The organism is Shinella kummerowiae (assembly GCF_009827055.1).
GTDB lineage: Bacteria > Pseudomonadota > Alphaproteobacteria > Rhizobiales > Rhizobiaceae > Shinella > Shinella kummerowiae.
Genome location: NZ_WUMK01000004.1, coordinates 89426 through 114134 on the forward strand (window position 1 = coordinate 89426; position 24709 = coordinate 114134).

Here is a 24709-nt window from a genome sequence, read left to right on the forward strand (position 1 = left end):
TCTTGCCGGGCCTGGGGACAATTTTATTTTCAGTCAACCGGTCTCAAGGGCCGGCAATCAGAAAGAAGCGGCGCGATGGCGGAACGTTCTCAAAACCTGCAGGATCTTTTTCTTAATACCGTTCGCAAGCAAAAGATTTCCCTGACAATCTTTCTCATCAACGGGGTCAAGTTGACCGGGGTTGTTACGTCTTTCGACAACTTCTGCGTGCTTCTCCGTCGCGACGGTCACTCGCAGCTCGTGTACAAACACGCGATCTCGACCATCATGCCGGGCCAGCCGTTGCAGATGTTCGAGACCGAGGAAAGCGGCTCCTGACAGGACCCAAGAAAATTAGCAAAACCGATGTAAACACGGATTCCATCGTCCCGGACGTCGAAAAACGCCGGGACGATATGCGCGCTGTCGTCATAGCACCTGTCTTGAAGGCGGCGCGCGCCAAGCCCAATCCGACCGCTGTCGCACGCTCCGACGAGGCACGCCTGGAAGAGGCTGTCGGCCTCGCCCGTGCCATCGACCTGACCATTGTCCACTCCGCTGTCGTGCCCGTCAGCCAGCCGAAACCCGGCACGCTGCTCGGCACTGGCAAGATCGCGGAAATCAAGGAGTCGCTCGACGAGCACGATGCCGGCCTCGTCATCGTCGATCATCCGCTGACGCCTGTACAGCAGCGCAACCTCGAGAAGGAATGGAACGCCAAGGTCATCGACCGGACGGGCCTCATCCTCGAAATCTTCGGCCGGCGCGCCTCCACCAAGGAAGGCACGTTGCAGGTCGAGCTGGCGCATCTCAACTACCAGCGCGGCCGTCTCGTGCGCAGCTGGACCCACCTTGAACGCCAGCGCGGTGGCGCGGGCTTCATGGGTGGTCCGGGTGAAACGCAGATCGAAGCCGACCGCCGGCTGTTGCAGGACAAGATCATCAAGCTGGAACGCGAGCTGGAGCAGGTGCGCCGCACCCGCCAGCTCCACCGCTCGAAGCGCAAGAAGGTGCCGCACCCGATCGTGGCGCTTGTCGGCTACACCAACGCCGGAAAGTCGACGCTGTTCAACCGGATCACCGGGGCAGGGGTTCTCGCCGAGGACATGCTGTTTGCAACGCTCGATCCGACGTTGCGACGCATGAAGCTGCCACAGGGCCGCACCGTCATCCTGTCGGACACGGTGGGCTTCATCTCCGACCTGCCGACCCACCTTGTCGCGGCCTTCCGCGCCACGCTGGAAGAAGTGCTGGAAGCGGATCTCATTCTCCATGTGCGCGACATGTCCGACCCGGACAATGGCGCGCAATCGTCGGACGTGCTGCGCATCCTCGGCGATCTCGGCATCGACGAGAAGGATGGCGCCGAGCGCATCCTCGAAGTCTGGAACAAGATCGACCGGCTGGAGCCGGAGGCGCGCGATGCGCTCGTGCAGAAGTCCGAGAACCAGCCGAACGTGATCGCCGTTTCCGCGATTTCGGGCGAGGGCGTCGATACGCTGCTTGGCGAAATCAACCAGCGGCTTTCCGGCGTGCTCGTCGATCGTGACGTCATCGTGCCGGTGATGCAGTTGCAGCTTCTGCCGTGGATCTACGATCATTCGATCATCGATCTCCGCGAAGATATGGAAGACGGCAATGTACGGCTGGAACTGCGGCTGACGGAAACCGAAGCGGCTGAACTCGATCGCCGGCTGGGTATTGGGCAGAAGGCTCAGCGAGAGGACTGGGAGCGCTAACGCAACGTCACTTTGCTGACGTTGCGTTATCCAAGCTTCGTTCGATCTGCTTGGCGGCCTGCCAAAGTTCCTCCATGCGCTCCAGCGTTGCCGCCTCCAGGCTTTCGCCATTGGCGCTGAGACTCTCCTCGATATGGGAGAAGCGGTTGCGGAACTTGGTGTTCGTGCCGCGCAGCGCCATTTCCGGATCGGCGCCGACATGGCGACCGATATTGACCAGCGCGAAGATCAGGTCGCCGAGTTCGTCGGCGACGGCCTTCTGGTCGTCGTTCTGCAGCGCCTCGCGCAACTCGCCGATTTCTTCCTCGATCTTGTCGAGGATCGGGGCTGGCTCCGACCAGTCGAAGCCCACCTTGGCGGCGCGTTCCTGAAGTTTCAGGGCTTCGACAAGGGCGGGGAAAGACCGCTGCACGGAGCCAAGGTGGCCGCGCAACGGATCGTCCGGCAGCCCACGCCGTGCTCGGCGCTCCTTGCGTTCGCGCTTTTCCGCCTGCTTGATGTCGTCCCATTGCAGTTTCACCGCCTCGGGCGTGTCCGCGTCCGAGCGGGCGAAGACATGCGGGTGGCGGCGGATCATCTTGTGCGTCACCGCCTCGACGACATTGCCGAAATCGAATTCGCCGCGCTCCTCCGCCATACGAGCATGGAAAACCACCTGCAGGAGGAGGTCGCCCAGTTCCTCGCAAAGGTCGTCCATGTCGTTCCGCTCGATGGCGTCCGCGACCTCGTAGGCCTCTTCGATCGTATAGGGCTTGATCGTCTCGAAGGTCTGGACGACATCCCACGGGCAGCCGGTTTCCGGTTGGCGCAGGACAGCCATGATCTCGATCAGGCGCTCGATGTCGCGGCTCGGTTCCATGATCAATCTCAGTTCAGCGGGATGTTGTTGTCGGACTTGCCGGACTGGTAGCTTTCGGAAAGCCTGTCATAGGCCGCGCGGATTTCGGCATCCTGCTTTTTGAGGTCCGTTTTCGCGGTCTCGTCGGCGGTGGCGATGAGGTCGGCGATGGCGGCGGAGTGCCAGAAGGCATTGGTCTTTGCGTACCCACCCGGCTCGAGCCGGAAAACTTCCTTCAGGATGCGCAGGTCGTGCGGGATGGCAAAGCTGTCGCGCGAATCCTCGTGGCTGAAGAAGTAGTAGAAATTGTCGAACCCGGCCCAGGTGATGGCGGAAAGGCACATGGAGCAGGGTTCATGCGTCGAGAGGAAGACGTAGTCCTTGGTGTTTGGCCTTTCCACACGCTCGTAGAAGCGCTTCAGCGTGTGCACTTCGCCATGCCACAGCGGGTTTTCCGTCTCGTTGTTGGTTTCCGCCAAGACCAGCGAAAGGTCGGTCTTGCGGAGGATGGCGGCGCCAAAAATCTTGTTGCCGGCGGCGACGCCGTCGCGTGTCAGCGGCAGGATATCGAACTCCATGACGTCGAGCAGACGTTTTGCGAGGGCGGCCTGGTCCATGATGGGATCCCCGATTGTGATATGCTGGCATCCTTACCGGGCGCCCGGGCAAGGGGGCAAGAGCGTCCGGTGACTTATGCTCAAAATGCCGAACCTCGGAGTAAAACAATACGCCCCTCCTTGGGCATTGGAATTTCTGTTTCTTTTGTTTGTGGCCATTTTTGGCGATAGTGCGCAAACTTCAACCGGACCAAACCATGACTGAATCGCAGCAGAAGCTTTCGACATTCCCGGCGTTCTTCCGCACCACCGGCAGAACGGTCGTTGTCGTGGGCGCTGGCGACGAGGCTTTTGCCAAGGCGCGCCTCCTGCTCAACACGGATGCCCGGATCGTTATTCTGGCGGAAGAGCCGGAGGCGGATTTCGCCCGGTTCATCGCTGACAAGGGCCTTGTGCTCGTTCGCGTGCCCTTCTCGAAGCCGGCGATCGCGGATGCGACGCTGGTCTTCGCGGCGACGGGGCATGCAGCGGCTGACCGCACTATTGTCGCAGCCGCCCGCGAACTGCACATTCCGGTCAACGCCGTCGACCAGCCGGATCATTGCGACTTCTTCACGCCGGCGCTTGTCAACCGTGCGCCGGTCGCCGTTGCCATCGGCACGGAAGGCGCAGGCCCCGTTCTGGCGCAGATGATCCGCGCGCAGGTCGACCAGATATTGTCGCCGTCGCTTGGCCGTCTTGCGAGCCTGGCCAACAGCTATCGGCAGGCCGTCGACCGTATCCTGCCGCGCGGCGTGACGCGCCGCGTCTTCTGGCGCCACTTCTTCCAGGGCGCCGTCGCCGATGCCCTCAACAATGGCGATACCGAACTGGCGCGCCGCGCCGCCAACACGCTTCTGAATTCGCAAGGCAAGGCCGCGGGCCATGTCTGGCTCGTCGGTGCCGGCCCGGGCGCCGAAGACCTGCTGACGCTGCGCGCCCAGCGCGTGATGATGGAGGCCGATGTGATCGTCTTCGACGCGCTCGTGCCGCAGGCGATCGTCGACATGGGGCGCCGCGATGCCGAGCGCCTGTCCGTCGGCAAGCGCAAGGGCTGTCACTCAAAGTCGCAGGAGGAGATCAACGATCTGCTCGTCGAGCTTGGTAAGGCGGGAAAACGTGTCGTGCGCCTGAAATCCGGCGATCCGCTGGTCTATGGTCGCGCGGGTGAGGAAATGGCGGCGCTGCGCCAGGCGGGCGTGACCTATGAGGTGGTGCCGGGCATTACCTCCGCCTTCGCGGCGGCTGCCGATTTCGAACTGCCGCTGACATTGCGCGGCGTTGCCTCCTCGCTGGTCTTCACGACGGGCCACGACCTGACGGGCGCGGTCCTGCCGGACTGGGCGCGTCTTGCGATTTCCGGCGCCACCGTTGCCGTCTATATGGGGCGCACCGTGGCCGCCTCCGTCGCCGCGCGACTGATGGATGCCGGTCTGCCGGCCGAAACGACCGTCGCCGTCGTGGAGAACGCCAGCCGCCGCGACAAGCGGCTGCTGCACGGCACGCTCAAGGATCTTCCGGGCCTGGAGCATCGCGACGAACTGTCCGGTCCGGTCATGGTGATCATCGGCGAGGCCGTTGCCGGCGCCAATTTCGAACATTCCACACCGCTCGCCCAGCGCGAGACGGTTCGTGATACAGCAGCATTGGGAGCATGACATGGCCGACAAGGTTCTGACAGCCAATCGACTTTCCGACGGCATCTCCGTCTGGCTGGACGCCGCCGGCACCTGGAACGAGCACCTCCAGTCCGCCTTCGTGGCGCGCCACAAGGAGGCCGTCGAGGCGCTGGAAGCGACCGGCAAGCAGGCCTATGCCGACAACAAGGTGGTTGACGTCAACGTCGTCGACGTCGAAGAATTCGATGGTGTCCTTCGACCGCTGCGCATGCGCGAACGCATCCGCGCCGAAGGCCCGTCGATTTCCTACGCCGCCGGTTATGCCGGCTTGATTGCGACGGCCGCACCGGCCGCCTGAGGGACTTTGCATGTATCGCTACGACGAATTCGACCACGCCTTTGTCTCCGACCGCGTTGAACAGTTTCGCGATCAGGTCGGTCGCCGCCTGTCCGGCGAATTGGCGGAGGATGCCTTCAAGCCGCTGCGCCTGATGAACGGCGTCTATCTGCAGCTGCACGCCTACATGCTGCGCGTCGCCATTCCCTATGGCACGCTGAATGGGCGTCAGATGCGCATGCTGGCCTATATCGCGCGCAAATATGACCGTGGCTACGGCCATTTCACCACGCGCCAGAACATCCAGTACAACTGGCCGAAGCTGAACGAGCTGCCGGACGCGCTTGCCGATCTCGCGACCGTGGAGATGCACGCACTCCAGACCTCGGGCAACTGCATTCGCAACGTGACGGCCGACCATTTCGCGGGGGCTGCCGCCGATGAGGTCGCCGATCCGCGGCCCTACGCGGAAATCCTGCGCCAGTGGTCGTCGGTGCATCCGGAATTCTCCTTCCTGCCACGCAAGTTCAAGATCGCCGTCACCGGCGCCGAGCGCGACCGCGCGGCCATCCAGGTGCACGATATCGGCCTGCACCTGAAGAAGAACGAAAAGGGCGAGATCGGCTTTGCCGTCTATGTCGGCGGCGGGCAGGGCCGTACGCCGATGATCGCCAAGAAGATCCGCGACTTCCTGCCGGAAGAGGACCTGTTGTCCTACACGACGGCGATCATGCGCGTGTACAACCTGCATGGCCGGCGCGACAACAAGTACAAGGCGCGCATCAAGATTCTCGTGCACGAGACGGGCGCCGAGGAACTGGCGCGGCAGGTGGACGTCGAGTTCGCTGCCCTCAAGGATAGCGAGCTGAAGCTGCCGGAACGGGACGTCGCCGCCATCTCCGCCTATTTCGCGCCGCCGGACCTGGCGCCCCGCGCCGAGGGCTGGGCGAGTCTTGCGCAATGGAAGAAGGCGGATGCGGATTTTGCCCGCTGGGTGCAGAACAATGTCCAGCCGCACAAACATCCCGACTACGGCATGGTGACGATTTCGCTGAAGCCGATCGGCGGCATTCCGGGCGACGCGACCGATACGCAGATGGAAGCCGTCGCCGACATCGCGGAAGAATACGCCTTCGACGAAATCCGCGTCAGCCATGAGCAGAACCTGATCCTGCCGCATGTGGCGCTGGCCGATCTCGAGCCGATCTACCGTGGTCTCGTCGCCGCGGGCCTCGCAACCGCCAATGCCGGCCTGATCACGGATATCATTGCCTGTCCCGGGCTGGATTATTGCGCGCTGGCCAATGCCCGCTCGATCCCTGTCGCACAGGAGCTTTCGCTGCGCTTCGGTGCGCCCGAGCGCCAGGCGGAGATCGGCGAACTGAAGATCAAGATTTCCGGCTGCATCAATGCCTGCGGCCACCACCATGTCGGCCATATCGGCCTGCTGGGCGTGGAAAAGAAGGGCGAGGAGCTTTACCAGATCACGCTCGGCGGCTCCGGCGACGAGAACACCTCGATCGGCGAGATCATCGGCCGCGGCTTCGAACCGGAAAAGGTGACGGACGCCGTGGAGGTGATCGTCGATACCTATCTGGGTCTGCGTCTCGATCCTTCCGAAACTTTCCTTGTCGCCTATCGCCGCGTCGGACCGCAACCCTTCAAGGATGCGCTCTACGGTGATAAAGCGGCGGCAGCGGCAGCCTGAAGGGAGCGATCATGACGAAAATCTGGAACGAATCCGGCTTCGTGACCGACGATCCGTGGATCATCGAGACGGAAGAGACAAAGGCCGGCTCGAACGAAAAGGCCATTCTCGGCCTCGACGACTTCCTGGTGAAGGTATCGGAAAGTGATGACACGGAACTCGGCGTGCTGATCAATCCGGCGGACGATGTGCGCAAGCTGGAGGGTCATCTCGACCGGCTGGCGCTCGTGGCCGTCGCTTTCCCGGCCTTCAACGATGGTCGCGCCTTCAGCCATGCGTCGCTGTTGCGTGCGCGCCTCGGGTTTTCGCGTGAGGTGCGGGCGGTCGGCGATGTGTTGATCGACCAGATTCCGTTGATGCTGCGCTGTGGCATCGACAGCTTTGCCGTCACCAATGCGACCGCGCTGAAGCGGCTTGCGGAAAACCGGCTGCCGGGCATCGACAATCACTACCAGCCGACGGCCCGCCCTTCGGAAGAGGTCGGTTCCTATAGCTGGCGTCGTCGGGCCTGATTTCCAGGCCCGCCTTCCGGGCGGGCCTGTGAAAGGCCGCAATCGCGTTCTACACTTGCGCGAGATCAAAGCCGCGCAGCACGAAAAAGAGAACTATTGCGCGGCCAATCGGCGCATTGGAACGGAATACCTTCCTTTGCCGCTCAACATGTAATATCTGCCTATCGTCAAGATTTTCCGACGCAGCCAGGATCGATCCCGAAATGAACGCACCTGCCAAGACCGAAGATTTCGTACCCGCCATTCCCGCCGGTGTTTTCGCCGAGACGGTGACGAGCGTGCGGCATTATACGGATCGCCTGTTCAGCTTCCGCATGACGCGCCCGGAAAGCTTCCGCTTCCGCTCCGGCGAGTTCGCTATGATCGGCCTGATGGTCGGCGAGAAGCCGGTCTACCGTGCCTATTCGATCGCCAGCCCCTCCTGGGACGAGGAACTCGAATTCTTCTCGATCAAGGTGCCGGACGGCCCGCTGACGTCGCATCTCCAGCAGATCCAGCCGGGCGATACCGTGCTGATGCGCAAGAAGCCGACCGGCACGCTCGTGCTCGATGCGCTGACGCCCGGAAGGCGCCTCTACATGTTCTCTACCGGCACCGGTATCGCGCCCTTCGCGAGCCTGATGCGCGATCCGGAAACCTATGAAAAGTTCGACGAAGTCATCCTGACGCATACTTGCCGCGAAGTCGCCGAACTGCAATACGGTTTCGACCTTGTCGAGGAAGTCCGCAACCATGAATTCCTAGCGGAAGTGGTCGGCAACAAGCTGCGCCACTATGCGACCGTGACCCGTGAGGATTACGCGCAACAGGGCCGCATCACCGACCTTATTCGCAATGGTAAGATGTTCGCCGATCTCGGCGTGCCGCATTTCGATCCGGCCGTGGATCGCGGCATGATCTGCGGCTCCTCGGCGATGCTGAAGGAAACCAAGGCTCTGCTGGAAGAGGCGGGTCTCGTCGAAGGCTCCAACAACAAGCCCGGCGAGTTCGTCATCGAGCGCGCCTTCGTCGATTGATTTGGCGAACAGGAAGAATGCAGGGCGGCCTTCGGGTCGCCCTTTTTGTTTGTGCTTACGCGGAGAGATAGTCGATCAGGTCGGTCATCGCCGCTTCGGCAGCGAGCCTATCGCCGTTGCGGATGGCGCGGATGACCTTCACGTGGCGTTCCACCGAACCATCCATGTGCCGGTTGTCGGCGCGGGTAAACCAGAGACGGCGTGAATGGGTTTGCAGGGGAGCGAGCGCCGCTGTCAGATAGCGGTTGGGGCAGGCTTGCTCCATGATTTCGTCGAAGGATTTGTCGGCCGCAAGAAAGCCCTCCACATCGGAATGGATCGAGCAGGCCGTCATGGCCTGCGCACAGGCGACGAGCTGTTCGCGGTGATCGTCGTCGGCGTGCTGGGCCACGAGGGCAGCGGCGAGGGGTTCAAGCTGCCGGCGCGTGGCCATGACATGGGCATGGTCATCCGGCCGGATTGCCGTGATCTGCAAGCCGGCGCGCGGGCGCACGGCAATCAATCCCTGCCATTCGAGCTTCTGGATCGCCTCGCGCACCGGTGTGCGGCCATGGCCGGCAAGTTCGATGAGCTGGCGCTCAGTCACCAGCGAGCCCGGTTTCAGTTTGAGCGTGACGATCAGCCCCTCGAGGGTGAGGTAGGCGAGGTGGGCCTGCGATGCCGCGTTGTCCACGTTCCGGCGCTCCAACTGATATATCACACATAAACATGCCGTAAATCGAACGACGAGTTTCCTGATATATCAATGCGTGTGCGCGAAAGCCAGAGGTGCCGGTTCCCGCAGCGTCTTGCGGGATCTTTCGTGCTAGAAGTCGCCATTTTCCGCCATTCCATCGACGACAGCATCGACATTGACGGCAGCGGATGCCCGGCCTTATGCAGGGTGGGCGCTGTTTCCCGCGATGGGATGCCGCCCGACCAATTTGCGCCGAGCCGTTCCGAGGAGACGTTTCATGAACCAGAGCCTCGCCCATATTGCGCTCATCGTCCGCGATTATGACGAAGCCATCGACTTCTACGTGGACACGCTTGGCTTCGAACTGGTCGACGACACGTACCAGGCGGAACAGGACAAACGTTGGGTGGTGGTGCGGCCGAAGGGAACGGGCAGCTGCTCGATCCTGCTTGCCCGCGCGTCGTCGCCCGATCAGGCGCGCTATGTCGGTGATCAGGCGGGCGGGCGGGTTTTCCTCTTCCTGCGCACCGATGATTTCTGGCGCGATTATCATGCCCTGGTCGAAAAGGGTGTGGCCTTCGAACGGGAACCGAAGACCGCGGACTACGGGATCGTCGCGGTGTTCAAGGACCTTTACGGCAATCTCTGGGATCTCATCGAGTTCACCGACGGCCGACCCTGATGCGGCCGTGACGGGGCGGCTATAGTTCCTCCAGCGTGTCGCCGAAGCGCTCGATACCGCGCAGGCGCGTGCGACCGGCGGCGCCGGCCCGTTCGATGGCGCGCGTTGCGATCAGGTGACAGATGGCCATGACCGAGACGTGGTTGAACAGCGGCCCCGGTGCCAGTGTCTGGCAACGGAAGTGCCACGTTGCCGTCGCGCGGTGCGCGACACCCTCGTCCGTCAGGTAGAGAAGCTTGGCACCGCTCTTCTCGATGGCGGACAGGATGGTCTCCATCTGCGCGATGCGCCGGCGCAGGCCAAAAACGATCGCGACATCCTTGTCGGTGACACTGACGAGGTGTTCGCCAAGCGTTTGGCCGGCGCCTGGAATGGCGACGATGTTTTCCACCACCTGCGTCATCTGCCATTGCAGATAGTCGGCGAAGGCGTGGCTGCTGCGAAAACCAAGCACCCAGGTCTTGCGCGCATTGAGGATCGCATCCGCGACCGCATCCACCTGCGTGTCGGTGATCGTCGCGAAGGTGCCCTCCAGATTGGCGATGCCCTGGGCGACGTGGGCGGCAACCGACTGAGCCGCCGCGGCATCGGTTGAGGCGGCGAGGAACAGGCGCGACCCGGTCTGTTTTTCCTCGCGCGCATGGCGGCGCGCTTCCTCGTAGTTCTCGTAGCCGAGGCGCCGGACGAAGCGGGTCACCGTCGCGTTGGAGACCTGGGCGAGCTTGGCGAGTTCGGAGGCTGAGTAGCTCGCAAGCTCCCCCGGAAAGTCGCAGACGAAGTCGCCGAGTCGACGCTCGGCAGGATGCAGACCTTCAAGCGCATCCCGCACGCGAAACAGGAACGAACGATCCGTGGAGCTCATCTCATTCATCGCCTTCTCTCATTAAATCAGGGTTGTAACGGACTGGCCGGACTTCGCAAGCGTGTGTGGTGAAACTGTCATCAAGTTTCTTGAAAAGATGATTTCATTGATGTAATATATGAAAATTGATTTTCATGCTGATGCCAAGAGGAGGAGACTATGGCAGCAGAAGGTATGGTGCAGTCCGGCAAATCATCGCCGGCAATCCGTCAACTGGAGGGAGCGCTCACCCGTATCGGGGTTACCGGCGCGCATAAGCAGATCATCGCGCTGGTGCTGATCGGGTGCCTGTTCGACAGTTTTGAACAGAACACGATCGGCGTGTCCGGCCCGCTCCTGAAGGAGCATTGGGGCCTGACCGGCACGGATATCGGCTTCCTGAATACGATCACATTTGGCAGCGCGGCCATCGGGCGCCTGCTTTCGGGCATTCTCGGCGACCGCTACGGCCGCCGCGTCATGCTGACGATCAATCTCTTGCTGTTCTCGCTCGGCTCGGCCGCCTGCGCGCTGGCACCGGACTTCATGTTCCTGTGCATCGCCCGGGCGATCGTCGGTTTCGGCGTCGGCGGGGAAATCTCGACGGCGGTCACCATGCTGTCGGAATTCTGCTCGCCGAAATTCCGCGGAACGGCGGCCGGCCTCGTCAATGTGGGCGCGGGCGGTTTCGGCAACTTCCTGGCACCCGTCTACGGGCTGATGATCTTCAGCATCTTCCCGGGCGAGGATAGCTGGCGCTGGCTGTTTGCCTCGCTTGCACTGCCGGCGCTGCTGGTGGTGTTCTACCGTCGCTACGTGCCGGAAACACCGCGGTTCCTGGCGTCACAAGGGCGCATCGACGAAGCGAACAAGGTGCTTTCGGTGCTGGAATCCGGATCGCTCCGGCCGCGTAACCTCGTCGTCAAGGAATATCTCTCCAAGGAAAACGAGCAGGACGCACCACGCGCCAAGGGCGCCTGGAAGGAACTTTTCCGCGCACCGTTCCTCGGCCGCATCATTCCGGTATCGATCGCCATCCTGATGAGCTACGGCGCCCAGCTTTCCGTGCTCACGCTGATGCCGATCATCTTCGTCTCGATGGGCTACACGCTGCAGGGTAGCCTGCTCTACAGCATGATCATCCAGAGCGGCAGCGTTCTCGGCGCCATTGCTGCTTCGATGTTCGGCTATTACTTCCCCCGCAAGCGCGTGCTGACCGTGGGTGCGATCTGCGCCTGCCTTGCGGCGCTTTCCATCATGCAGTTCGGCACCACAATCTATCTGGTGCTGTTCTTCGGCGCGCTCTTCCAGTTCTTCGTGCTTCTGTTGAACACCTCGATCTGGATCTATGCGCCGGAACTCTTCCCGACCCGTATCCGCGCCTTCGGCGTTGCCTTCATCCTGGCGACGGGCTCGGCTGCCGGTTCCTTCGTGCCGACCATCTCGGGCGCCCTGTTCGATGCTTACGGCATGGGCGGCGTCTTCGGCCTCGCGGCTGCCATGTATGCGGTCTTCGCCGTCTGCATCCGCCTCGGGCCGGAAACCTACGGCATGTCGATGGAAGACCTCACGCAGCGTGCGGATGTCATCGGCAAGAGCGAGGACATCGCCGTCGAACCCCTCAAGGCAGGAGCATAACCGTAATGACCCCGCACATACTGTTGATCAATCCCAACAGTTCCGAGACCACCAGCGACATGATGCAGGCCATCGCGCTGCGGTCTTCAGCCGAGAGGCTGGACGTGAAGGCCGTGACGGCCAGCCGCAGCCCGGCCATGATCGTCACGCCCGAGCAGTTGACAGCCTCTGCCACGCAGGTGGTCGAGCTGGGCACCGCGCACGGCCGGGATTGTGCGGGCATCATCGTCAGCGCCTTCGGCGATCCCGGCCTGGCCGAGCTTCGCGGCAAGGTCGCGGTTCCCGTGGTCGGCATCTGCGAGGCCTCGATGATCGAGGCTTCGCAGGGCGGCCAGAAGTTCGGCGTCGCAACCTCGACGCCGGACCTGATCGAAGCCATCGACCAACGCGCCCATGACCTCGGCCTTGGCCATCTCTATACGGGTGTGCGTTGCACGGAGGGCGATCCGGTCGCGCTTGCGTCCGATACCGGCCTTCTGGCCGAGGCGCTTGCGGGCGCGGTGCGTGCCTGCATCGAACTCGACGGTGCGGAGGCCGTGATCATCGGCGGCGGCCCGCTCGGCCAGGCCGCAGACCGGCTGCGGCAGGTCTTCGATACGCCGGTGATCGGGCCGATCCCCGCGGCGGTAGAACGGCTCATCGGCCTGATCGGGCAGGGCACGAGCGTGCCACAGGCGATGTGAAACTTTGTAGGCCGGCTCCAACCGGATCTGTGAAAAGCAAAGACAGGGCGCTTCCGCCAACAGCGGGGCGCCCTCAACTGCGAACAGTGGATCCCGTCTTCTCCGCTGCCCAGGCAATGAACACGGCTTTCAAATGTTCGGCAGCCGGCGAGAGGCTATGATGGCGCCGTTGCAGCACGGAAACATCGCGCATGACATGCGGCTCGATGAGGTCGACGGTCATCACCCGCACGGCGGACGCGAGCTGGCTTGAATTTTCCGGCAAAACGGCGACGCCCATGCCGGCGGCGATCATGCTGATGGCGGTGGTCGAGAAGCGCACCTCGTATTTCGGCCGGTAGCTCGGCACGACGCGGATGAGATTGTGCTCAACGATGTTGCGCAACGGATTGGACGCGGCGAGCGTGATGAGGGTTTCGTCCTTCAATTCGGCCCAGCGCACGGATTTGCGCTTGGCGAAACGGTGATCCTCCCGGCAGACGAACATCAGCTTGTCGCGCAGCAGCGATGTGGCGGCAATCTCGGGATCGTCTTCCGAAAGCGTGCCGATCGCGATATCGACCTCGTTGCGCTTGAGGGCGGGGCTGATCTGCTCTTCGGGCATGTCGCGAATGTTGACGGTGATTTCCGGGTACATGCGCAGGAACCGCGCGAGGATTGGCGGCACGACGGTCGCGGCAAGCACGATCGCCGCGGCAACCGTCACCTGGCCGCGCTTGAGCGAAGCATTGTCGCGCACGTCGCCGACGGCCAGTTCCAGGTCCTTCAGGATTTTTCGCGCCTGGGGCAGGAATTCCTGGCCGACGAGGGTGAGCGAGACCATGCGGGTGTGCCGGTCGAACAGGCGCACGCCGATCTCCGCTTCCAGATCCCGGACGAGAATGCTGACAGCCGACTGGGTGAGGTGGAGATTGCGGGCGGCGAGATTGAACTGGCCGAGCTCGGCTACCGCGATGAAGGCCCTGAGTTGCCGCAGGGTTATGTTCATGGGCGTGCTGCCCTCCTGTTTATGCGGCTGCCATCAAACGCTGCCACACCCATCCCTGTCTAGCCCGCAAGCGCCGGCTGTTCCGTTTTACCGGCCATCAGCAAGCCGAGTTCATCGAGGCGGGTGCGGTCCGGCGGCAGCTCGCCGAGGATTTCGCCATGGAACATCACGAGGATGCGGTCGCAGATCGCGAAGAGTTCCTCAAGCTCCGTGGAGATGAGCAGGATGGCCCGCCCGCTGTCGCGCTGCTTCAGCATCTCCTCCATGACGAACTCCATCGCGCCGATGTCGATGCCGCGGGCGAGCTGGTTGACGAGGATGAAATCCGGATTGCGTGCCAGTTCGCGCGCGACCACCAGCTTCTGCTGGTTGCCACCGGACAGGTCGCCGATCCGCTGATCCTCGTCGCGGGATTTGATGCGGAAGCGCTTGATGAGATCGCGGGTATGCTCGCTGATCATGCGGCGGTTCAGCATTCCGCGTGCGGCAAAGGGTGGTTGGTCGTAACGCTGGAGGACGGTGTTCTCGCTGAGCGACATCGACATGACGATACCGTGTTTGTGCCGGTCTTCCGGGATGTGGGAAAAACCGCTGGCATTGATGCGGACGGGGTCGAGGCCCGTAATATCCTTGCCGTTGAGCACGACGCGACCGCCATCGACCGGCAGCAGGCCGGACAGCGCCAGCGACAGTTCGGTCTGGCCATTGCCGGAAACGCCGGCAATACCGACGATCTCGCCGGCGCGCACATGAAGGCTCACGCCACGGACGGCGGGAAGCCCGGTTTCGCTGCGACAGGTGAGATTTTCGACCGACAGCACGAGCGGGCCGGGGTTGGCGGGGTTGCGGGCCAACTCCATGCCGACGTCACGGCCCACCATCATGCGCGCAAGTCCGCGCGCATCCGTGTCGGCAACATTCACGGTGTTGACAACCCGCCCGTCGCGCATGACGCTGATGCGGTCGCTGACGCGCATCACCTCGTCCAGCTTGTGCGAGATGAAGACGACGGTCTTCCCATCCTTGACGAGGTCGCGCATCAGGGCCAGCAGACGGTCTGTCTCCTGCGGGGTGAGCACGGCGGTCGGCTCGTCGAGGATCAGCAGGTCGATGCCATGGAATAGGGTTTTCAGGATCTCGACGCGCTGCTGTTCGCCGACGGAAAGATCCTCGATCAGCGCATCCGGGCGCACGTCGAGCGCATAGCGGTCGCTCAGCTCACGGATTTTCGCATGAACCTCGTCCATGTCGTTGATGACGCGCAGCGCCGAGCCCTGGCCGAGGATGTAGTTTTCCGCCACCGTCAGGTTCGGCACGAGCATGAAATGCTGGTGCACCATACCGATGTGCTGGCGGATCGCCTCGCGCGGGCTGTTGAAGCGCACCGATTGGCCCTTGTAGATGATCTCGCCTTCGTCGGGGCGAACCATGCCGCAGATCATGCTCATCAGCACGCTCTTGCCGGCGCCGTTCTCGCCGAGCAGCGAATGGATCTCGCCCTCTTGGATCTCCAGCGAGACGCCGTCGCTGGCAACGATCGGGCCGAAGCGCTTGCGAATATTGTCGATGCGCAGGAAGGGTTTCTGGGACATGTCCGTTACCTCATCTCGTAGGGCTGGCCGAGTTTGCCGGGGGCTGCACCCTTGCCGCGAACCACGACGAGCGTGATGATCGTCATGATGTAGGGAAGCGCCTGCAGGACCTGATAGGGCACGACGATGGACGCTTGCGCCTGAAGCATGAGCTGCAAGGCATAAAACAGGCCGAAGAGCAGCGAGACGAAGAACGCGCCGATCGGCGACCACCGTGCGAAGACGACCACAGCCAGCACGATGAAGCCGCGACCCGAGGTGATGCCTTCGACGAACTGGTTGGAATGGCCGAGCGTCAGGAACGCACCGCCGAGCCCCGCAAGCCCCGTGCCGACGAGGACCGCGCCATAGCGATAGGCCGCGACATTCCGGCCGGCGACATCGACGGCCTTCGGATGTTCGCCGACGGCGCGCAGCGTCAGGCCGAAGGAGGTGCGGTAGAGCACGAGCGTGGCGAGGATCGCGACGAGGATCGTCGAATAGACGATGAGGTTCTGCTGGAAAAAGGCCTCGCCAAGGAAGGGCAGGTCGCTGAGCCAGGGAATATGCACCGGCTGGGCGATCTCGATGCCCTTGCCGGTCGAGACATAGTAGGTGCGGAAGAGGAAGGCCGTCAGTCCCATGCCGAGCAGGTTGAGCGCTGCGCCCACCACGATCTGGTCCGCCTTGATGGTGATCGTGAAGAAGGCGAAGACGAGGCCGAACAGCATGCCGCCCAGCACCCCGGTCAGAAGGCCCAGGAGAACGCTGTCGGTCGCAAAGGCCGTCGCGAAGCCACAGAAGGCGCCGACGAGCATGGTGCCTTCCAGGCCGATATTGAGCACGCCCGCCCGTTCGGAAAAGACCTCGCCGATCGAGGCGAAGATGAGGGGTGTCGCAAGCCTCCAGGCGGCGCCGACCAGCGTCGCGAGGAAGGTGAGGAACATCATGTCGTCCATTAAGAAAATCCTTCAGGAAGGTCGCCTAAGATTTTGTTTTCACGCAAGGTAAGTTCCTTGCGGGAGTTTCCATTCTTTCAGGCCACGATCCTGATGATGTCACGCAGCTTGGCGAAGGCGACGACCGAGAGGATGACGATGCCCTGGATGACGAGCACAAGGACCTGCGGCACTTGCGAGGTGATCTGGAGGACTTCGGAACCGGATCGCAATGTCGCAAACAGCCCGCCCGAGAGGATTGCCGCCAGTGGGTTGTTGCCGGCGAGCAGCGCCACGGCGATGCCCTCGAAGCCGTAGCCGGGCGAAATGTTCTGGTAGAGACGGTGTGTGACACCGGCGACCTCGAAGGCGCCCGCAAGCCCGGCCATCGCGCCGCTGATACAGATGGCGATCATGATGTTGCGGCCGACATTCATGCCGGCATAGCGCGCCGCATGCGGATTTTGGCCGACGACGCGCAGGGCAAATCCACGGCTGCTTCTTTGCAGGAAGATGTAGAGTGCGACCGCCAGCACCACCGCGACGAGAATGCCGACGTGGAGCCGCATGTCGGAGACGATGCGCGGCGTCCAGGCTTCCCGCACCAGGCGGGCAGACTGCGGATAGGCAGCGCTCGCATCCTTCATCGGCCCGGTGACGAGATAGCTGGTCAGGATTATCGCGATGTAGTTGAGCATGATCGTCGTGACGATCTCGCTCGCCTGGAAACGCACCTTCAGATAGCCGGCGATGCCGGCCCAGGCAGCACCCGCGATCGCACCCGCCAGCATGACGAGCGGCGCATGCACCCAGACCGAGAGGCCGTCGATGCTGGTGCCGACGAAGGTCGCGGCGATCGCCCCGACATAGAGCTGGCCCTCGGCGCCGATGTTCCAGATTTTGCAGCGGAAGGCGACGCAGAGCCCGGCGCCGATCAGGATGAGCGGGGTCGCTTTCAGCAGGATTTCGCCGACCGAGCGCATGTCCTGGAATGATCCGAAAATCATGACCGTGACGACGTCGCTTCCGTTGAAGCCGTTGAGCCACAACAGGGCGGCGCCGCAGGCGAGGGCGACGATGACCGCCGCAAGAGGTGTTACGGCGCTGATCGCGACCTGCGAGAGCGTCCGGTAGAGGGCTTGGGCTGCTTGAGGATACACGTTCTCACGCACTCCCTGGTTTACCTGTTCCATGGATCGATCCGGATGTTGATGTGGCGCGCAAGGATGCGCTGCGGCCGGATGGCCGGCCGCAGCGCGGCCCGGTTATTCGCCGGTCTTGATCTCGCCAGCCGCGATCTTGTCGCTGATCGCCTTGACCTCGGCGCGAATGTCTTCCGGCACGGAGACCGGGCCGTCGTCGCGGAAGGTGAAGGACATGACCTTCGGGTCCTTGAGGCCGAAGACGACGTTTTCCGTCGGCGGGCTGCCATCCTTGATCGTGCGCACGACTTCCACCACGCCCTGGGCATAGTCGGCGACGTAGAGGCCGAGAATGTTGTTGGGCGCGACCGGCGTGAAGTCGCTGAAGATCGAGAAGGAGCGCACGTCCGGGCCGGATTCGGAGATTGCCTGATAGCCGCCGACCGTGGCGCCCGAGGCGTTCGGCACGACGAAATCGGCCCCCTGCGAGATCATGCTCAGTGCCGCTTCCTTGGCCGCCGTCGTATCGGTGAAGTTGCCGATATAGGCTTCGCTGATCGGGAAATCCGGGTTGACGCTCTTGGCGCCGTTCTTGAAGCCGGCAAAGGCCTGCTGGATCGGCGGAATTTCCATGCCGCCGACGAGACCGGCCTTGCGGCCCATCTTCGCGGCGATGACGCCCATCAGGTAGAAGGGCTGGCTGGTATCGGTGTTGAGGCCGATGACATTGCCTTCATGGATGCTGCTCGACGAGATCAGGAAGTAGGTGTCCGGATAATCGAGGGCGACTTCAAGTGCTGCGTCCTGGAATTCGAAGCCGTGGCCGAGGATGACCTTGTAGCCTTGGCTGGCATAGTCGCGAAAAGCCTTTTCGAAGGAGGCCGGGTTCTGTTGCAGCTCGACATAGCTGATCTTGGCGCCGAGCTGTTCCTCCACGCCCTTCAGCGCGTTGTAGCCGATCCGGTTCCATCCCTCTTCCGAAACGCTGCCGGGCACGAGTAGGCCCATTTTCAGGTCCTCGGCATGCGCCATTGCCGGAACGGAAACGGCGATGGACAGAGCCGCCACGCCTTCCAGAAATGTTCTTCTTGAAAGTTTCATTGATGTTCCTCCCATTTGATAAGTTCCCAAAAGCCGCGCTTATTTCGCGCGTGTCTGGATCTCGCTCGCAGCGATCTTCGCGCTCACCTCCTCCAGGTGTTTGCGCAGGTCCTGCGGTATCGTTCTGGCGGCTTCGTCATTGAAGGTGAACTTGATGACGTCCTTATCCTTCAGGCCGAAGTCGACATTGCTTTGCGGCACGGCGCCGTCCCGGATGCCGGAGACGATGCGAACGATGCCTTGACCGTAATCGGCGATGAACGTGCCGAGGATGTTCTTGGGGGCGACGTCCGTGTGGTCGCTGTACACACTGAATGTGCCGGATTGCGCGCCTGCCTCTCGTGCGGCCTGGATGACACCCAGTCCCGCAGCGTTCGCATTGGGAACGACGAAGTCGGCGCCCTGCGACATCATGCTGACGGCGGCTTCCTTGGCGGCACCTGCATCGGTGAAGCTGTTGATGAACACCGTCGACACGGGGAAGTCCGGTTTCACGCTCTCGACGCCCCTCCGGAAACCCTCGAAGGCATGCGCGATGGGCGGGATTTCCATGCCGCCGATGAGGCCGGCACCCTTGCCCATCGTCGCTGCGATCACGCCCATGAGATAGAACGGTTGGCTGGCATCGGTGTTGAGGCCGATCACCTTGCCTTCATGGACGCTGCTCGACGAGATGAGAAAAACGGTATCCGGAAACTCTTCCGCCGTCGTGAGGGCGGCGTCCTGGAACTGGAAACCGTGCCCCAGGACGACCTGGTATCCCTGGCTCGCATAGTCGCGGAAGGCCTTTTCGAAGGCGGCCGGGTTGTCGGCCAGCTCGACATAGCTGATCTTCGCGCCGAGTTCGTTTTCGACGCGCTTCAGCGCGTCATAGGCGATCCGGTTCCAGCCTTCCTCCGCGACGCTGCCGGGCACGAGCAGGCCCATCTTGAAGTCGCCGGCATGGGCCGGCGCTTGCCAGATCGAGCCGGCGAGGGCCAATGCGAAGGTGGATGCAAGCAGTGAACGACGTGAAAATGCAGTCTTTTTCATTTGTTCCTCCCATTAGATTGCATATCAATCCCCCCGGAGTGGTCGTTCCCTATGCGTCCTCCTTCGAGCGGATATTTTCGGTTGCGCTGTGCGAGACCAACCGCCCCTTCGAGAAGACGAAGGCACGGTCCGGCCCGCCGGCAACCAATGTGTCGGTGTCGATACAGTCGGTGACGATGAAATCGGCGCGCGCGCCGGCCTTGAAGCCGTAGTCCTTGCCAAGGCCCATCAGGCGGGCAGGTGCCGTGGTGATCATGCGGTGGGCGGCGGCAAGTTCGTCGCCGCGCAGATGGCCTGCCAGCAATGTCCAGCGGGCGATTTCCAGCATGTCGCCCGAACCCGTCGGCACGAACGGATCCTGTATGTTGTCGGAGGCCGTGGCGATGGTGACGCCGGCCCGGTAGAGTTCGGCGACGCGTGTCAGGCCGCGTGGAGGGAGCATCTCGGCATCGCGGCCCTGCAGGTAGAGATTTGCCGCCGGCAGCGTCACGACGCCGACATCAAGGGCGAGCATGCGCTCGGCGATACGCTGGAAATCCGAGCGGGGCAGGGCACTCAGCACGGAGACATGGCTGAACACGGTGCGCCCCTGCATGCCGAACCGCTCGACCCGTTCGAGGGCGGCGTCCAGCAGATGCACGTCGGCCTTGAGGTGCTCGTCGAGATGCAGGTCGACCGGCTTTCCGGCCTTCACGGCGGCGGAGAACAGCATGTCGAGATAACGTGGCGGATCTTCGGAGACGGCCGGCGTGCCGCCCACGGCATCGGCCAGCGCCACCGCGCCGTCGATGTTCTTCGCCAGCCAGTCGAAATCCTGGCCGGGGTGCGGCGTCATGAAGGCGACGAGCTGGAGAGTGATGCGGTCTTTTTCGGCGTCACGAACACCGGCCAGCGTCTCGATGCCGTGGAAGCCGGCATCCTTGTCGACATTGATATGGCTGCGGATGGCCGTGGTGCCGCGGGACAGACATCGCTCGACAGTGCGCGTGGCGCGCTTGTGAATGTCGTCCGGGCCGGCGGTGCGGGCATATTTGGCGAAGGCTTCGCGAGCGCCCTGCAACGTGCCGGAGGGATTGGGCGTGAAGCGCAGCACACCGGTCTTGTCGAGATGCTGGTGCGCATCGAGGAAGCCGGGCGAAACCAGCATGCCGGTGATGTCCACGCAAGCGCCGCAGGTGCTGGTATCGAGGTAGGGCTCGACGGCGACGATGCGCCCATCCGCTCCGACGACGATGTCGCTGAGCGATTGCGAACCGTCGTCATGAATGACGGTTCCGCCCGTAAGCGCAAAGGACTGGCCGGGTACCAGATTTGCAAGCGACGCAGTTTGAGTATCACGTACCATTCGTCCCCACCTTCTTGTTATGGCGGAAAACAAAGCACGGGCAATTAGTTAAAACAAATTCATTATTTCAATTGTTTGATGAAAAAATGAATATAATCGCGGGTGCTCAGGTTTCTCGCAGTCGCAAAAATTCCTATAAAAAGATAATAAGAATCAGTTGGTTGAAAAATAGGCAGGTCGGCACCCATGGCATGGCAACCGGTGCCGACCTATCGGAATCTCAGTGCCGATATTGTGGTTCTTCCGCGTCAAGTTGCCGGCGGATAGCGGCCAAGTGAGCGGCGGCGGAGGCGGCGTCACCCTCGCGCATCTGTCGGTAGGCAGCGTCCGCAATCGCCGGATCGACCGGGGAAACCGTGCGGCCCGTGGACATGGCGAGCACCTGCACTTCGCAAGCGCGCTCGAGATAATACAGATCGTCCCACGCCGCCGCGATGGTCGGTGCCAGCACGAGCACGCCGTGATGCTTCAGGAAGACGATATCCGCATCGCCGGCCGTTGCGGCAATGCGCGCGCCCTCGCGATGATCGAGCGCCAGGCCGTTATAATTTTCGTCGACTGCGGTGCGGCCGTAGAATTTGAGCGCTGTCTGCCCGGCCCAGATCAGCGGCGGGCCGTCGGTCATGGACAGCGCGGTGGCGTAGGGCATGTGCGTGTGGAAGGCCACCCTGGCGCGCGGCAGGCGGCGGTGGATTTCGGCATGGATGTAGAAGGCGGTCGCCTCCGGCTCGCCGTCGCCGTCGACGACGGCGCCGTTGAAATCGCAGACCAGGAGTTTCGAGGCCGTCAGCTCGCGGAAGGCATGGCCGTAGGGATTGACGATGAACAGATCGTCATGCCCCGGCACGACCGCAGAAAAATGGTTGCAGATGCCTTCCTCGAAGCCGTTGCGCGCGGCCATGCGGAAACAGGCGGCAAGATCCTCCTTCGCCGTGCGGATGGCGTCGGTGGAAAGGTCGGGACGATTTGGCTGGGCGGGTTCAGCGGCATGTGCAGCGCCGCCTTTGAGGGAGTGAGCCATGGGTGCTCCTGGTCTGGTGTGGGAGCGGCGGCTGGCCGGAGCACCCATGGGCGCCAGCCTCCGCGCGCAGCAAGAACCGGTGGCCGCTGCGCCCTGCCTGCCCGTGCCTCGCGCGGTCCAGCAGCGCCATCAGATAACGCGCGATTTCTCGCGCGGTCAATCGCGGGGTGGTTGCGTCCGATCCTCCCTCTGGACTACCGGCCATTGTGCGGTGCGCCGCTGGCTAATGCACCGACTTCAGCAGGAAATCGCGAAACCGCCGTGCAGCGGGAGACAGCGATCGAGTCCGTTTCTGGATCAGGCTGACCTCGCGCTTGATATGCGGCTCGGTCGGCGTACGCACGATGAGCCCCATGGAGGTCGCGAGCCGCGTGACCGCAGACGTCATGATCGCAACGCCGAGGCCGCCTTCGACCATGCCGATGATCGTCAGCGGCAGCGCCACCTCCTGCATGGCCTTGTCGAGCGGCAGCACGATGCCGTTGCGCACCAGCTCGCTTTCCAGCCGGTCGCGAATGGGGTTGCCGCGCTGCGGGCCGATCAGCTTGCAATCGGCAAGGTCGGTCCAGCGAAGCTCCGCCAGCTTTACCAGCGGGTCTTCGGGGTGGAGGACCACCAGGAACTCGTCCGTAGTAAGGCGCGTGCCCATAAGCTCCGTGTCGTCATCGGGCACCGTGCCGATGCCGACATCCACCGAACCGTTGGCGACCTGCTCCAGCACGGTCTTCTCTGCCACGTCATGCAGCGCGACCTCGATTTCCGGATACAGCTTGGTGAAGCCGTGGACGAGCTGCGGCAGCATCAGGGCTGCTTGAACCGTGCCGGCGGCGACCGAAACCTTGCCGCGCCGCAGCGCATTCAGCTCCCGCGAGCTTTCCACCATGCCCTCGATGTCCGCCACGGCGCGCGCTGCGATCGGCAGGATGTCCATGCCCGCCTGCGTGAGGCGGAGCAGCCGCGTGTGCCGGTCGAAGAGGCGCAGGTTGAGGTTCGTTTCCAGTTGCCGCACCAGCGTGCTGACGGCTGACTGCGACGAGCCGAGTTTGTCGGCGGCTAGCGTGAACTGGCCGAGATTGGCCACGGTGACGAAGGCCCGAAGCTGCTTAAGCGTGATGTCCATGGCGACCAATTCATTCAATTGTTGGATGAATAAATATAATTATGCCGATTGTTTACTGATTTGGCCAGAAGCATGATCCATCTCGTACGGCGTGCGGTGAAAAAACCACGAGGCCAAGAAGCCCGCACCGCGCCGGAACACTGTTCGCTGGGAGGAAAGCGAATGTCCAATCCTGCAACGACGGATCCCGTCGAAAAAATGTATCCGGTCCCGAGCCTCATGGCTCTGGGCCTGCAACACGTTCTCGTCATGTATGCCGGCGCGGTCGCCGTGCCGCTGATCATTGGCAGCGCGCTGCACCTGCCAAAGGAACAGATCGCCATGCTGGTCAGCGCGGACCTGTTCTGTTGTGGCATCGTGACCATCATCCAGGCGCTCGGCGTCGGCAATGTCGGCATTCGCCTGCCGATCATGATGGGCATCGCCTTCACGGCGGTCCCTTCGATCATCGCGACGGGCACCAACCCAGAACTCGGCATGCCCGGCGTCATCGGCGCCGTCATCGGTTCCGGCATCTTCACGCTTCTCGCCGCGCCCTATTTCGGGCGATGGGTGCGGTTCTTCCCCCCGATCGTCACCGGCACGGTCATGCTGATCATCGGCCTGTCGCTGATGCGCGTCGGCGTGAACTGGGCGGCCGGCGGGCAGCCGATGATCCGGGGGCCGGAAGGCATGATTCCCAACCCGGCGTACGGCGCACCCTTCGCGCTCGCCGTCGCCTCGATCGTGCTTGTTTCGATCCTGCTTCTGACGCGGTTCCTGAAGGGCTTCCTGGCCAATCTCGCCGTGTTGCTCGGCATCTGTATCGGCTTTGCCATCGCGATTGCCGCCGGCAAGGTGAGCTTCGCCGGGGTAGGGGATGCTAATTGGGTGCAGATCATCCATCCGCTCGCCTTCGGCTGGCCGGTCTTCGAATTCTGGTCGATCTTTTCGCTCTGTGCCGTCATGACGGTGATGATGGTCGAGTCGACCGGGCAGATCCTTGCCGTCGGTGACATGGCCGGCCGCAAGATTTCCCAGGCGGATCTCGCACGCGGCCTCCGCACCGATGGCGTCGGCAACATCATCGGCGGCATCCTCAACACCTTCACCTACACGACCTATGCACAGAATGTCGGCCTGCTGCAGATCACCGGCGTCATGAGCCGCTGGGTGGTGGCAACGGGTGGCGTCATCCTGATCCTGCTTGGCTTGCTGCCGAAGGTCGCCTTCATCAGCGCATCGATCCCGAGCTATGTGGTGGGTGGTGCGGCGATCGTGATGTTCGGCATGGTCTCGGCCACCGGCGTCAAGATCCTCGCCAAGGTGGATTTCACCAACAACCGGCGCAATCTCTACATCGTCGCCGTCAGCGTCGGCCTCGCCATGGTGCCGGTCGTCGCGGACAAGATCTTCGACCAGCTGCCGAACGCAATGGAGAAGTTCCTGCATAGCGGCGTGCTCGTCGGCACCTTTGCCGCAGCGCTTCTCAACATCCTCTTCAACGGCATTCCTGCGAAGGATCCGGAGGATTCCGAGCTCAAGAACGGTGCACCGGCGGCCGATCCGGCCTGATGCGCAGCCGACAATAGTCCGGCGGCGCTGAGC

At 62.7% G+C, this 24709-nt stretch carries 24 protein-coding genes; 11 read left to right on the forward strand and 13 right to left on the reverse strand.

Annotated features, from left to right (window positions below; translation table 11 throughout):
* Positions 1–75: 75 nt before the first annotated feature.
* Together hfq and hflX are read left to right on the forward strand one after the other, a co-directional pair.
* Positions 76–318, forward strand: coding sequence for an RNA chaperone Hfq (hfq, locus tag GR138_RS11295; protein WP_023514954.1), 243 nt, complete (start codon positions 76–78; stop codon positions 316–318).
* 77 nt (positions 319–395) lie between these two features.
* Positions 396–1718 carry a GTPase HflX gene (gene hflX, locus GR138_RS11300; RefSeq protein WP_160859366.1) on the forward strand — a complete coding sequence of 441 codons (1323 nt, stop codon included), beginning with the start codon at positions 396–398 and terminating at the stop codon, positions 1716–1718.
* Between the two features lie 7 nt (positions 1719–1725).
* Here hflX and mazG read toward each other — a convergent pair whose 3' ends face one another.
* Both mazG and GR138_RS11310 read right to left on the reverse strand, forming a co-directional pair.
* Positions 1726–2577 carry a nucleoside triphosphate pyrophosphohydrolase gene (gene mazG, locus GR138_RS11305; RefSeq protein ID WP_160859367.1) on the reverse strand — a complete coding sequence of 284 codons (852 nt, stop codon included), beginning with the start codon at positions 2575–2577 and terminating at the stop codon, positions 1726–1728.
* An 8-nt stretch (positions 2578–2585) separates the two neighbouring features.
* A complete protein-coding gene (locus GR138_RS11310; protein WP_160859368.1) occupies positions 2586–3173 on the reverse strand; it encodes a deaminase in 588 nt (195 codons plus the stop codon).
* A gap of 197 nt (positions 3174–3370) precedes the next feature.
* Between GR138_RS11310 and cysG the strand changes: the two genes are divergently transcribed.
* The 5 genes from cysG to GR138_RS11335 all read left to right on the forward strand — a co-directional run bounded on the left by cysG (position 3371) and on the right by GR138_RS11335 (position 8344).
* Entirely contained in the window at positions 3371–4810 is a 1440-nt protein-coding gene (gene cysG, locus GR138_RS11315; RefSeq protein ID WP_160859369.1) for a siroheme synthase CysG, read from the forward strand.
* 1 nt (position 4811) lies between these two features.
* The gene (locus tag GR138_RS11320; RefSeq protein ID WP_160859370.1) at positions 4812–5129 is read left to right on the forward strand and encodes a DUF2849 domain-containing protein; all 318 of its coding nucleotides are present in this window, start codon (positions 4812–4814) and stop codon (positions 5127–5129) included.
* 10 nt (positions 5130–5139) lie between these two features.
* Positions 5140–6816 carry a nitrite/sulfite reductase gene (locus GR138_RS11325; RefSeq protein WP_160859371.1) on the forward strand — a complete coding sequence of 559 codons (1677 nt, stop codon included), beginning with the start codon at positions 5140–5142 and terminating at the stop codon, positions 6814–6816.
* Between the two features lie 11 nt (positions 6817–6827).
* Positions 6828–7328: a DUF934 domain-containing protein gene (locus GR138_RS11330; protein ID WP_160859372.1), complete on the forward strand. Its 501-nt coding sequence runs from the start codon at positions 6828–6830 to the stop codon at positions 7326–7328.
* Between the two features lie 203 nt (positions 7329–7531).
* On the forward strand, positions 7532–8344 hold the full coding sequence (locus tag GR138_RS11335; protein ID WP_160859373.1) for a ferredoxin--NADP reductase: 813 nt from the start codon (positions 7532–7534) through the stop codon (positions 8342–8344).
* Positions 8345–8399: 55 nt separating this feature from the next.
* On the opposite strand, the gene GR138_RS11340 is transcribed toward GR138_RS11335, so the two are convergent.
* Positions 8400–9017, reverse strand: coding sequence for an FCD domain-containing protein (locus GR138_RS11340; RefSeq protein ID WP_160859374.1), 618 nt, complete (start codon positions 9015–9017; stop codon positions 8400–8402).
* Positions 9018–9297: 280 nt separating this feature from the next.
* On the opposite strand from GR138_RS11340, the gene GR138_RS11345 reads away from it, so the two are divergent.
* On the forward strand, positions 9298–9702 hold the full coding sequence (locus GR138_RS11345) for a VOC family protein (protein ID WP_160859375.1): 405 nt from the start codon (positions 9298–9300) through the stop codon (positions 9700–9702).
* Positions 9703–9721: 19 nt separating this feature from the next.
* Here GR138_RS11345 and GR138_RS11350 read toward each other — a convergent pair whose 3' ends face one another.
* Positions 9722–10564, reverse strand: coding sequence for a MurR/RpiR family transcriptional regulator (locus tag GR138_RS11350; protein ID WP_160859376.1), 843 nt, complete (start codon positions 10562–10564; stop codon positions 9722–9724).
* Between the two features lie 159 nt (positions 10565–10723).
* Between GR138_RS11350 and GR138_RS11355 the strand changes: the two genes are divergently transcribed.
* A complete protein-coding gene (locus tag GR138_RS11355) occupies positions 10724–12181 on the forward strand; it encodes an MFS transporter (RefSeq protein WP_160859377.1) in 1458 nt (485 codons plus the stop codon).
* A gap of 5 nt (positions 12182–12186) precedes the next feature.
* Positions 12187–12864 carry an aspartate/glutamate racemase family protein gene (locus GR138_RS11360; RefSeq protein ID WP_160859378.1) on the forward strand — a complete coding sequence of 226 codons (678 nt, stop codon included), beginning with the start codon at positions 12187–12189 and terminating at the stop codon, positions 12862–12864.
* A gap of 73 nt (positions 12865–12937) precedes the next feature.
* Here GR138_RS11360 and GR138_RS11365 read toward each other — a convergent pair whose 3' ends face one another.
* From GR138_RS11365 to GR138_RS11405, 9 genes are all read right to left on the reverse strand, one after another.
* Positions 12938–13852, reverse strand: coding sequence for a LysR family transcriptional regulator (locus tag GR138_RS11365; RefSeq protein WP_160859379.1), 915 nt, complete (start codon positions 13850–13852; stop codon positions 12938–12940).
* 59 nt (positions 13853–13911) lie between these two features.
* Positions 13912–15444, reverse strand: a complete 1533-nt coding sequence (locus tag GR138_RS11370; RefSeq protein WP_160859380.1) for an ABC transporter ATP-binding protein — start codon at positions 15442–15444, stop codon at positions 13912–13914.
* Between the two features lie 5 nt (positions 15445–15449).
* Positions 15450–16382, reverse strand: a complete 933-nt coding sequence (locus GR138_RS11375; RefSeq protein WP_160859381.1) for an ABC transporter permease — start codon at positions 16380–16382, stop codon at positions 15450–15452.
* A gap of 77 nt (positions 16383–16459) precedes the next feature.
* The gene (locus tag GR138_RS11380; protein ID WP_338091075.1) at positions 16460–17521 is read right to left on the reverse strand and encodes an ABC transporter permease; all 1062 of its coding nucleotides are present in this window, start codon (positions 17519–17521) and stop codon (positions 16460–16462) included.
* Positions 17522–17626: 105 nt separating this feature from the next.
* A complete protein-coding gene (locus GR138_RS11385) occupies positions 17627–18604 on the reverse strand; it encodes a BMP family protein (RefSeq protein WP_160859383.1) in 978 nt (325 codons plus the stop codon).
* A gap of 39 nt (positions 18605–18643) precedes the next feature.
* Positions 18644–19636 carry a BMP family protein gene (locus GR138_RS11390; protein ID WP_160859384.1) on the reverse strand — a complete coding sequence of 331 codons (993 nt, stop codon included), beginning with the start codon at positions 19634–19636 and terminating at the stop codon, positions 18644–18646.
* A gap of 49 nt (positions 19637–19685) precedes the next feature.
* Positions 19686–20981 carry an amidohydrolase family protein gene (locus GR138_RS11395; protein WP_160859385.1) on the reverse strand — a complete coding sequence of 432 codons (1296 nt, stop codon included), beginning with the start codon at positions 20979–20981 and terminating at the stop codon, positions 19686–19688.
* Positions 20982–21201: 220 nt separating this feature from the next.
* A complete protein-coding gene (locus GR138_RS11400; protein ID WP_160859386.1) occupies positions 21202–22002 on the reverse strand; it encodes an aldolase in 801 nt (266 codons plus the stop codon).
* 223 nt (positions 22003–22225) lie between these two features.
* On the reverse strand, positions 22226–23122 hold the full coding sequence (locus GR138_RS11405) for a LysR family transcriptional regulator (protein WP_160859387.1): 897 nt from the start codon (positions 23120–23122) through the stop codon (positions 22226–22228).
* A 162-nt stretch (positions 23123–23284) separates the two neighbouring features.
* On the opposite strand from GR138_RS11405, the gene GR138_RS11410 reads away from it, so the two are divergent.
* Positions 23285–24676 carry a nucleobase:cation symporter-2 family protein gene (locus GR138_RS11410; protein ID WP_160859388.1) on the forward strand — a complete coding sequence of 464 codons (1392 nt, stop codon included), beginning with the start codon at positions 23285–23287 and terminating at the stop codon, positions 24674–24676.
* Positions 24677–24709 lie beyond the last annotated feature (33 nt).

Bases quoted from the DNA above. Each gene is read 5' to 3' on its own strand.
- GR138_RS11325 (WP_160859371.1), top strand. From the start codon at position 5,140: ATGTATCGCTACGACGAATTCGACCACGCCTTTGTCTCCGACCGCGTT.
- GR138_RS11395 (WP_160859385.1), bottom strand. From the start codon at position 20,981: ATGGTACGTGATACTCAAACTGCGTCGCTTGCAAATCTGGTACCCGGC.
- hfq (WP_023514954.1), top strand. From the start codon at position 76: ATGGCGGAACGTTCTCAAAACCTGCAGGATCTTTTTCTTAATACCGTT.
- GR138_RS11320 (WP_160859370.1), top strand. From the start codon at position 4,812: ATGGCCGACAAGGTTCTGACAGCCAATCGACTTTCCGACGGCATCTCC.
- cysG (WP_160859369.1), top strand. From the start codon at position 3,371: ATGACTGAATCGCAGCAGAAGCTTTCGACATTCCCGGCGTTCTTCCGC.
- GR138_RS11370 (WP_160859380.1), bottom strand. From the start codon at position 15,444: ATGTCCCAGAAACCCTTCCTGCGCATCGACAATATTCGCAAGCGCTTC.
- GR138_RS11345 (WP_160859375.1), top strand. From the start codon at position 9,298: ATGAACCAGAGCCTCGCCCATATTGCGCTCATCGTCCGCGATTATGAC.
- GR138_RS11355 (WP_160859377.1), top strand. From the start codon at position 10,724: ATGGCAGCAGAAGGTATGGTGCAGTCCGGCAAATCATCGCCGGCAATC.
- hflX (WP_160859366.1), top strand. From the start codon at position 396: ATGCGCGCTGTCGTCATAGCACCTGTCTTGAAGGCGGCGCGCGCCAAG.
- mazG (WP_160859367.1), bottom strand. From the start codon at position 2,577: ATGGAACCGAGCCGCGACATCGAGCGCCTGATCGAGATCATGGCTGTC.
- GR138_RS11400 (WP_160859386.1), bottom strand. From the start codon at position 22,002: ATGGCTCACTCCCTCAAAGGCGGCGCTGCACATGCCGCTGAACCCGCC.
- GR138_RS11390 (WP_160859384.1), bottom strand. From the start codon at position 19,636: ATGAAAAAGACTGCATTTTCACGTCGTTCACTGCTTGCATCCACCTTC.
- GR138_RS11360 (WP_160859378.1), top strand. From the start codon at position 12,187: ATGACCCCGCACATACTGTTGATCAATCCCAACAGTTCCGAGACCACC.
- GR138_RS11310 (WP_160859368.1), bottom strand. From the start codon at position 3,173: ATGGACCAGGCCGCCCTCGCAAAACGTCTGCTCGACGTCATGGAGTTC.
- GR138_RS11385 (WP_160859383.1), bottom strand. From the start codon at position 18,604: ATGAAACTTTCAAGAAGAACATTTCTGGAAGGCGTGGCGGCTCTGTCC.
- GR138_RS11375 (WP_160859381.1), bottom strand. From the start codon at position 16,382: ATGGACGACATGATGTTCCTCACCTTCCTCGCGACGCTGGTCGGCGCC.
- GR138_RS11405 (WP_160859387.1), bottom strand. From the start codon at position 23,122: ATGGACATCACGCTTAAGCAGCTTCGGGCCTTCGTCACCGTGGCCAAT.
- GR138_RS11410 (WP_160859388.1), top strand. From the start codon at position 23,285: ATGTCCAATCCTGCAACGACGGATCCCGTCGAAAAAATGTATCCGGTC.
- GR138_RS11365 (WP_160859379.1), bottom strand. From the start codon at position 13,852: ATGAACATAACCCTGCGGCAACTCAGGGCCTTCATCGCGGTAGCCGAG.
- GR138_RS11335 (WP_160859373.1), top strand. From the start codon at position 7,532: ATGAACGCACCTGCCAAGACCGAAGATTTCGTACCCGCCATTCCCGCC.
- GR138_RS11350 (WP_160859376.1), bottom strand. From the start codon at position 10,564: ATGAGCTCCACGGATCGTTCGTTCCTGTTTCGCGTGCGGGATGCGCTT.
- GR138_RS11330 (WP_160859372.1), top strand. From the start codon at position 6,828: ATGACGAAAATCTGGAACGAATCCGGCTTCGTGACCGACGATCCGTGG.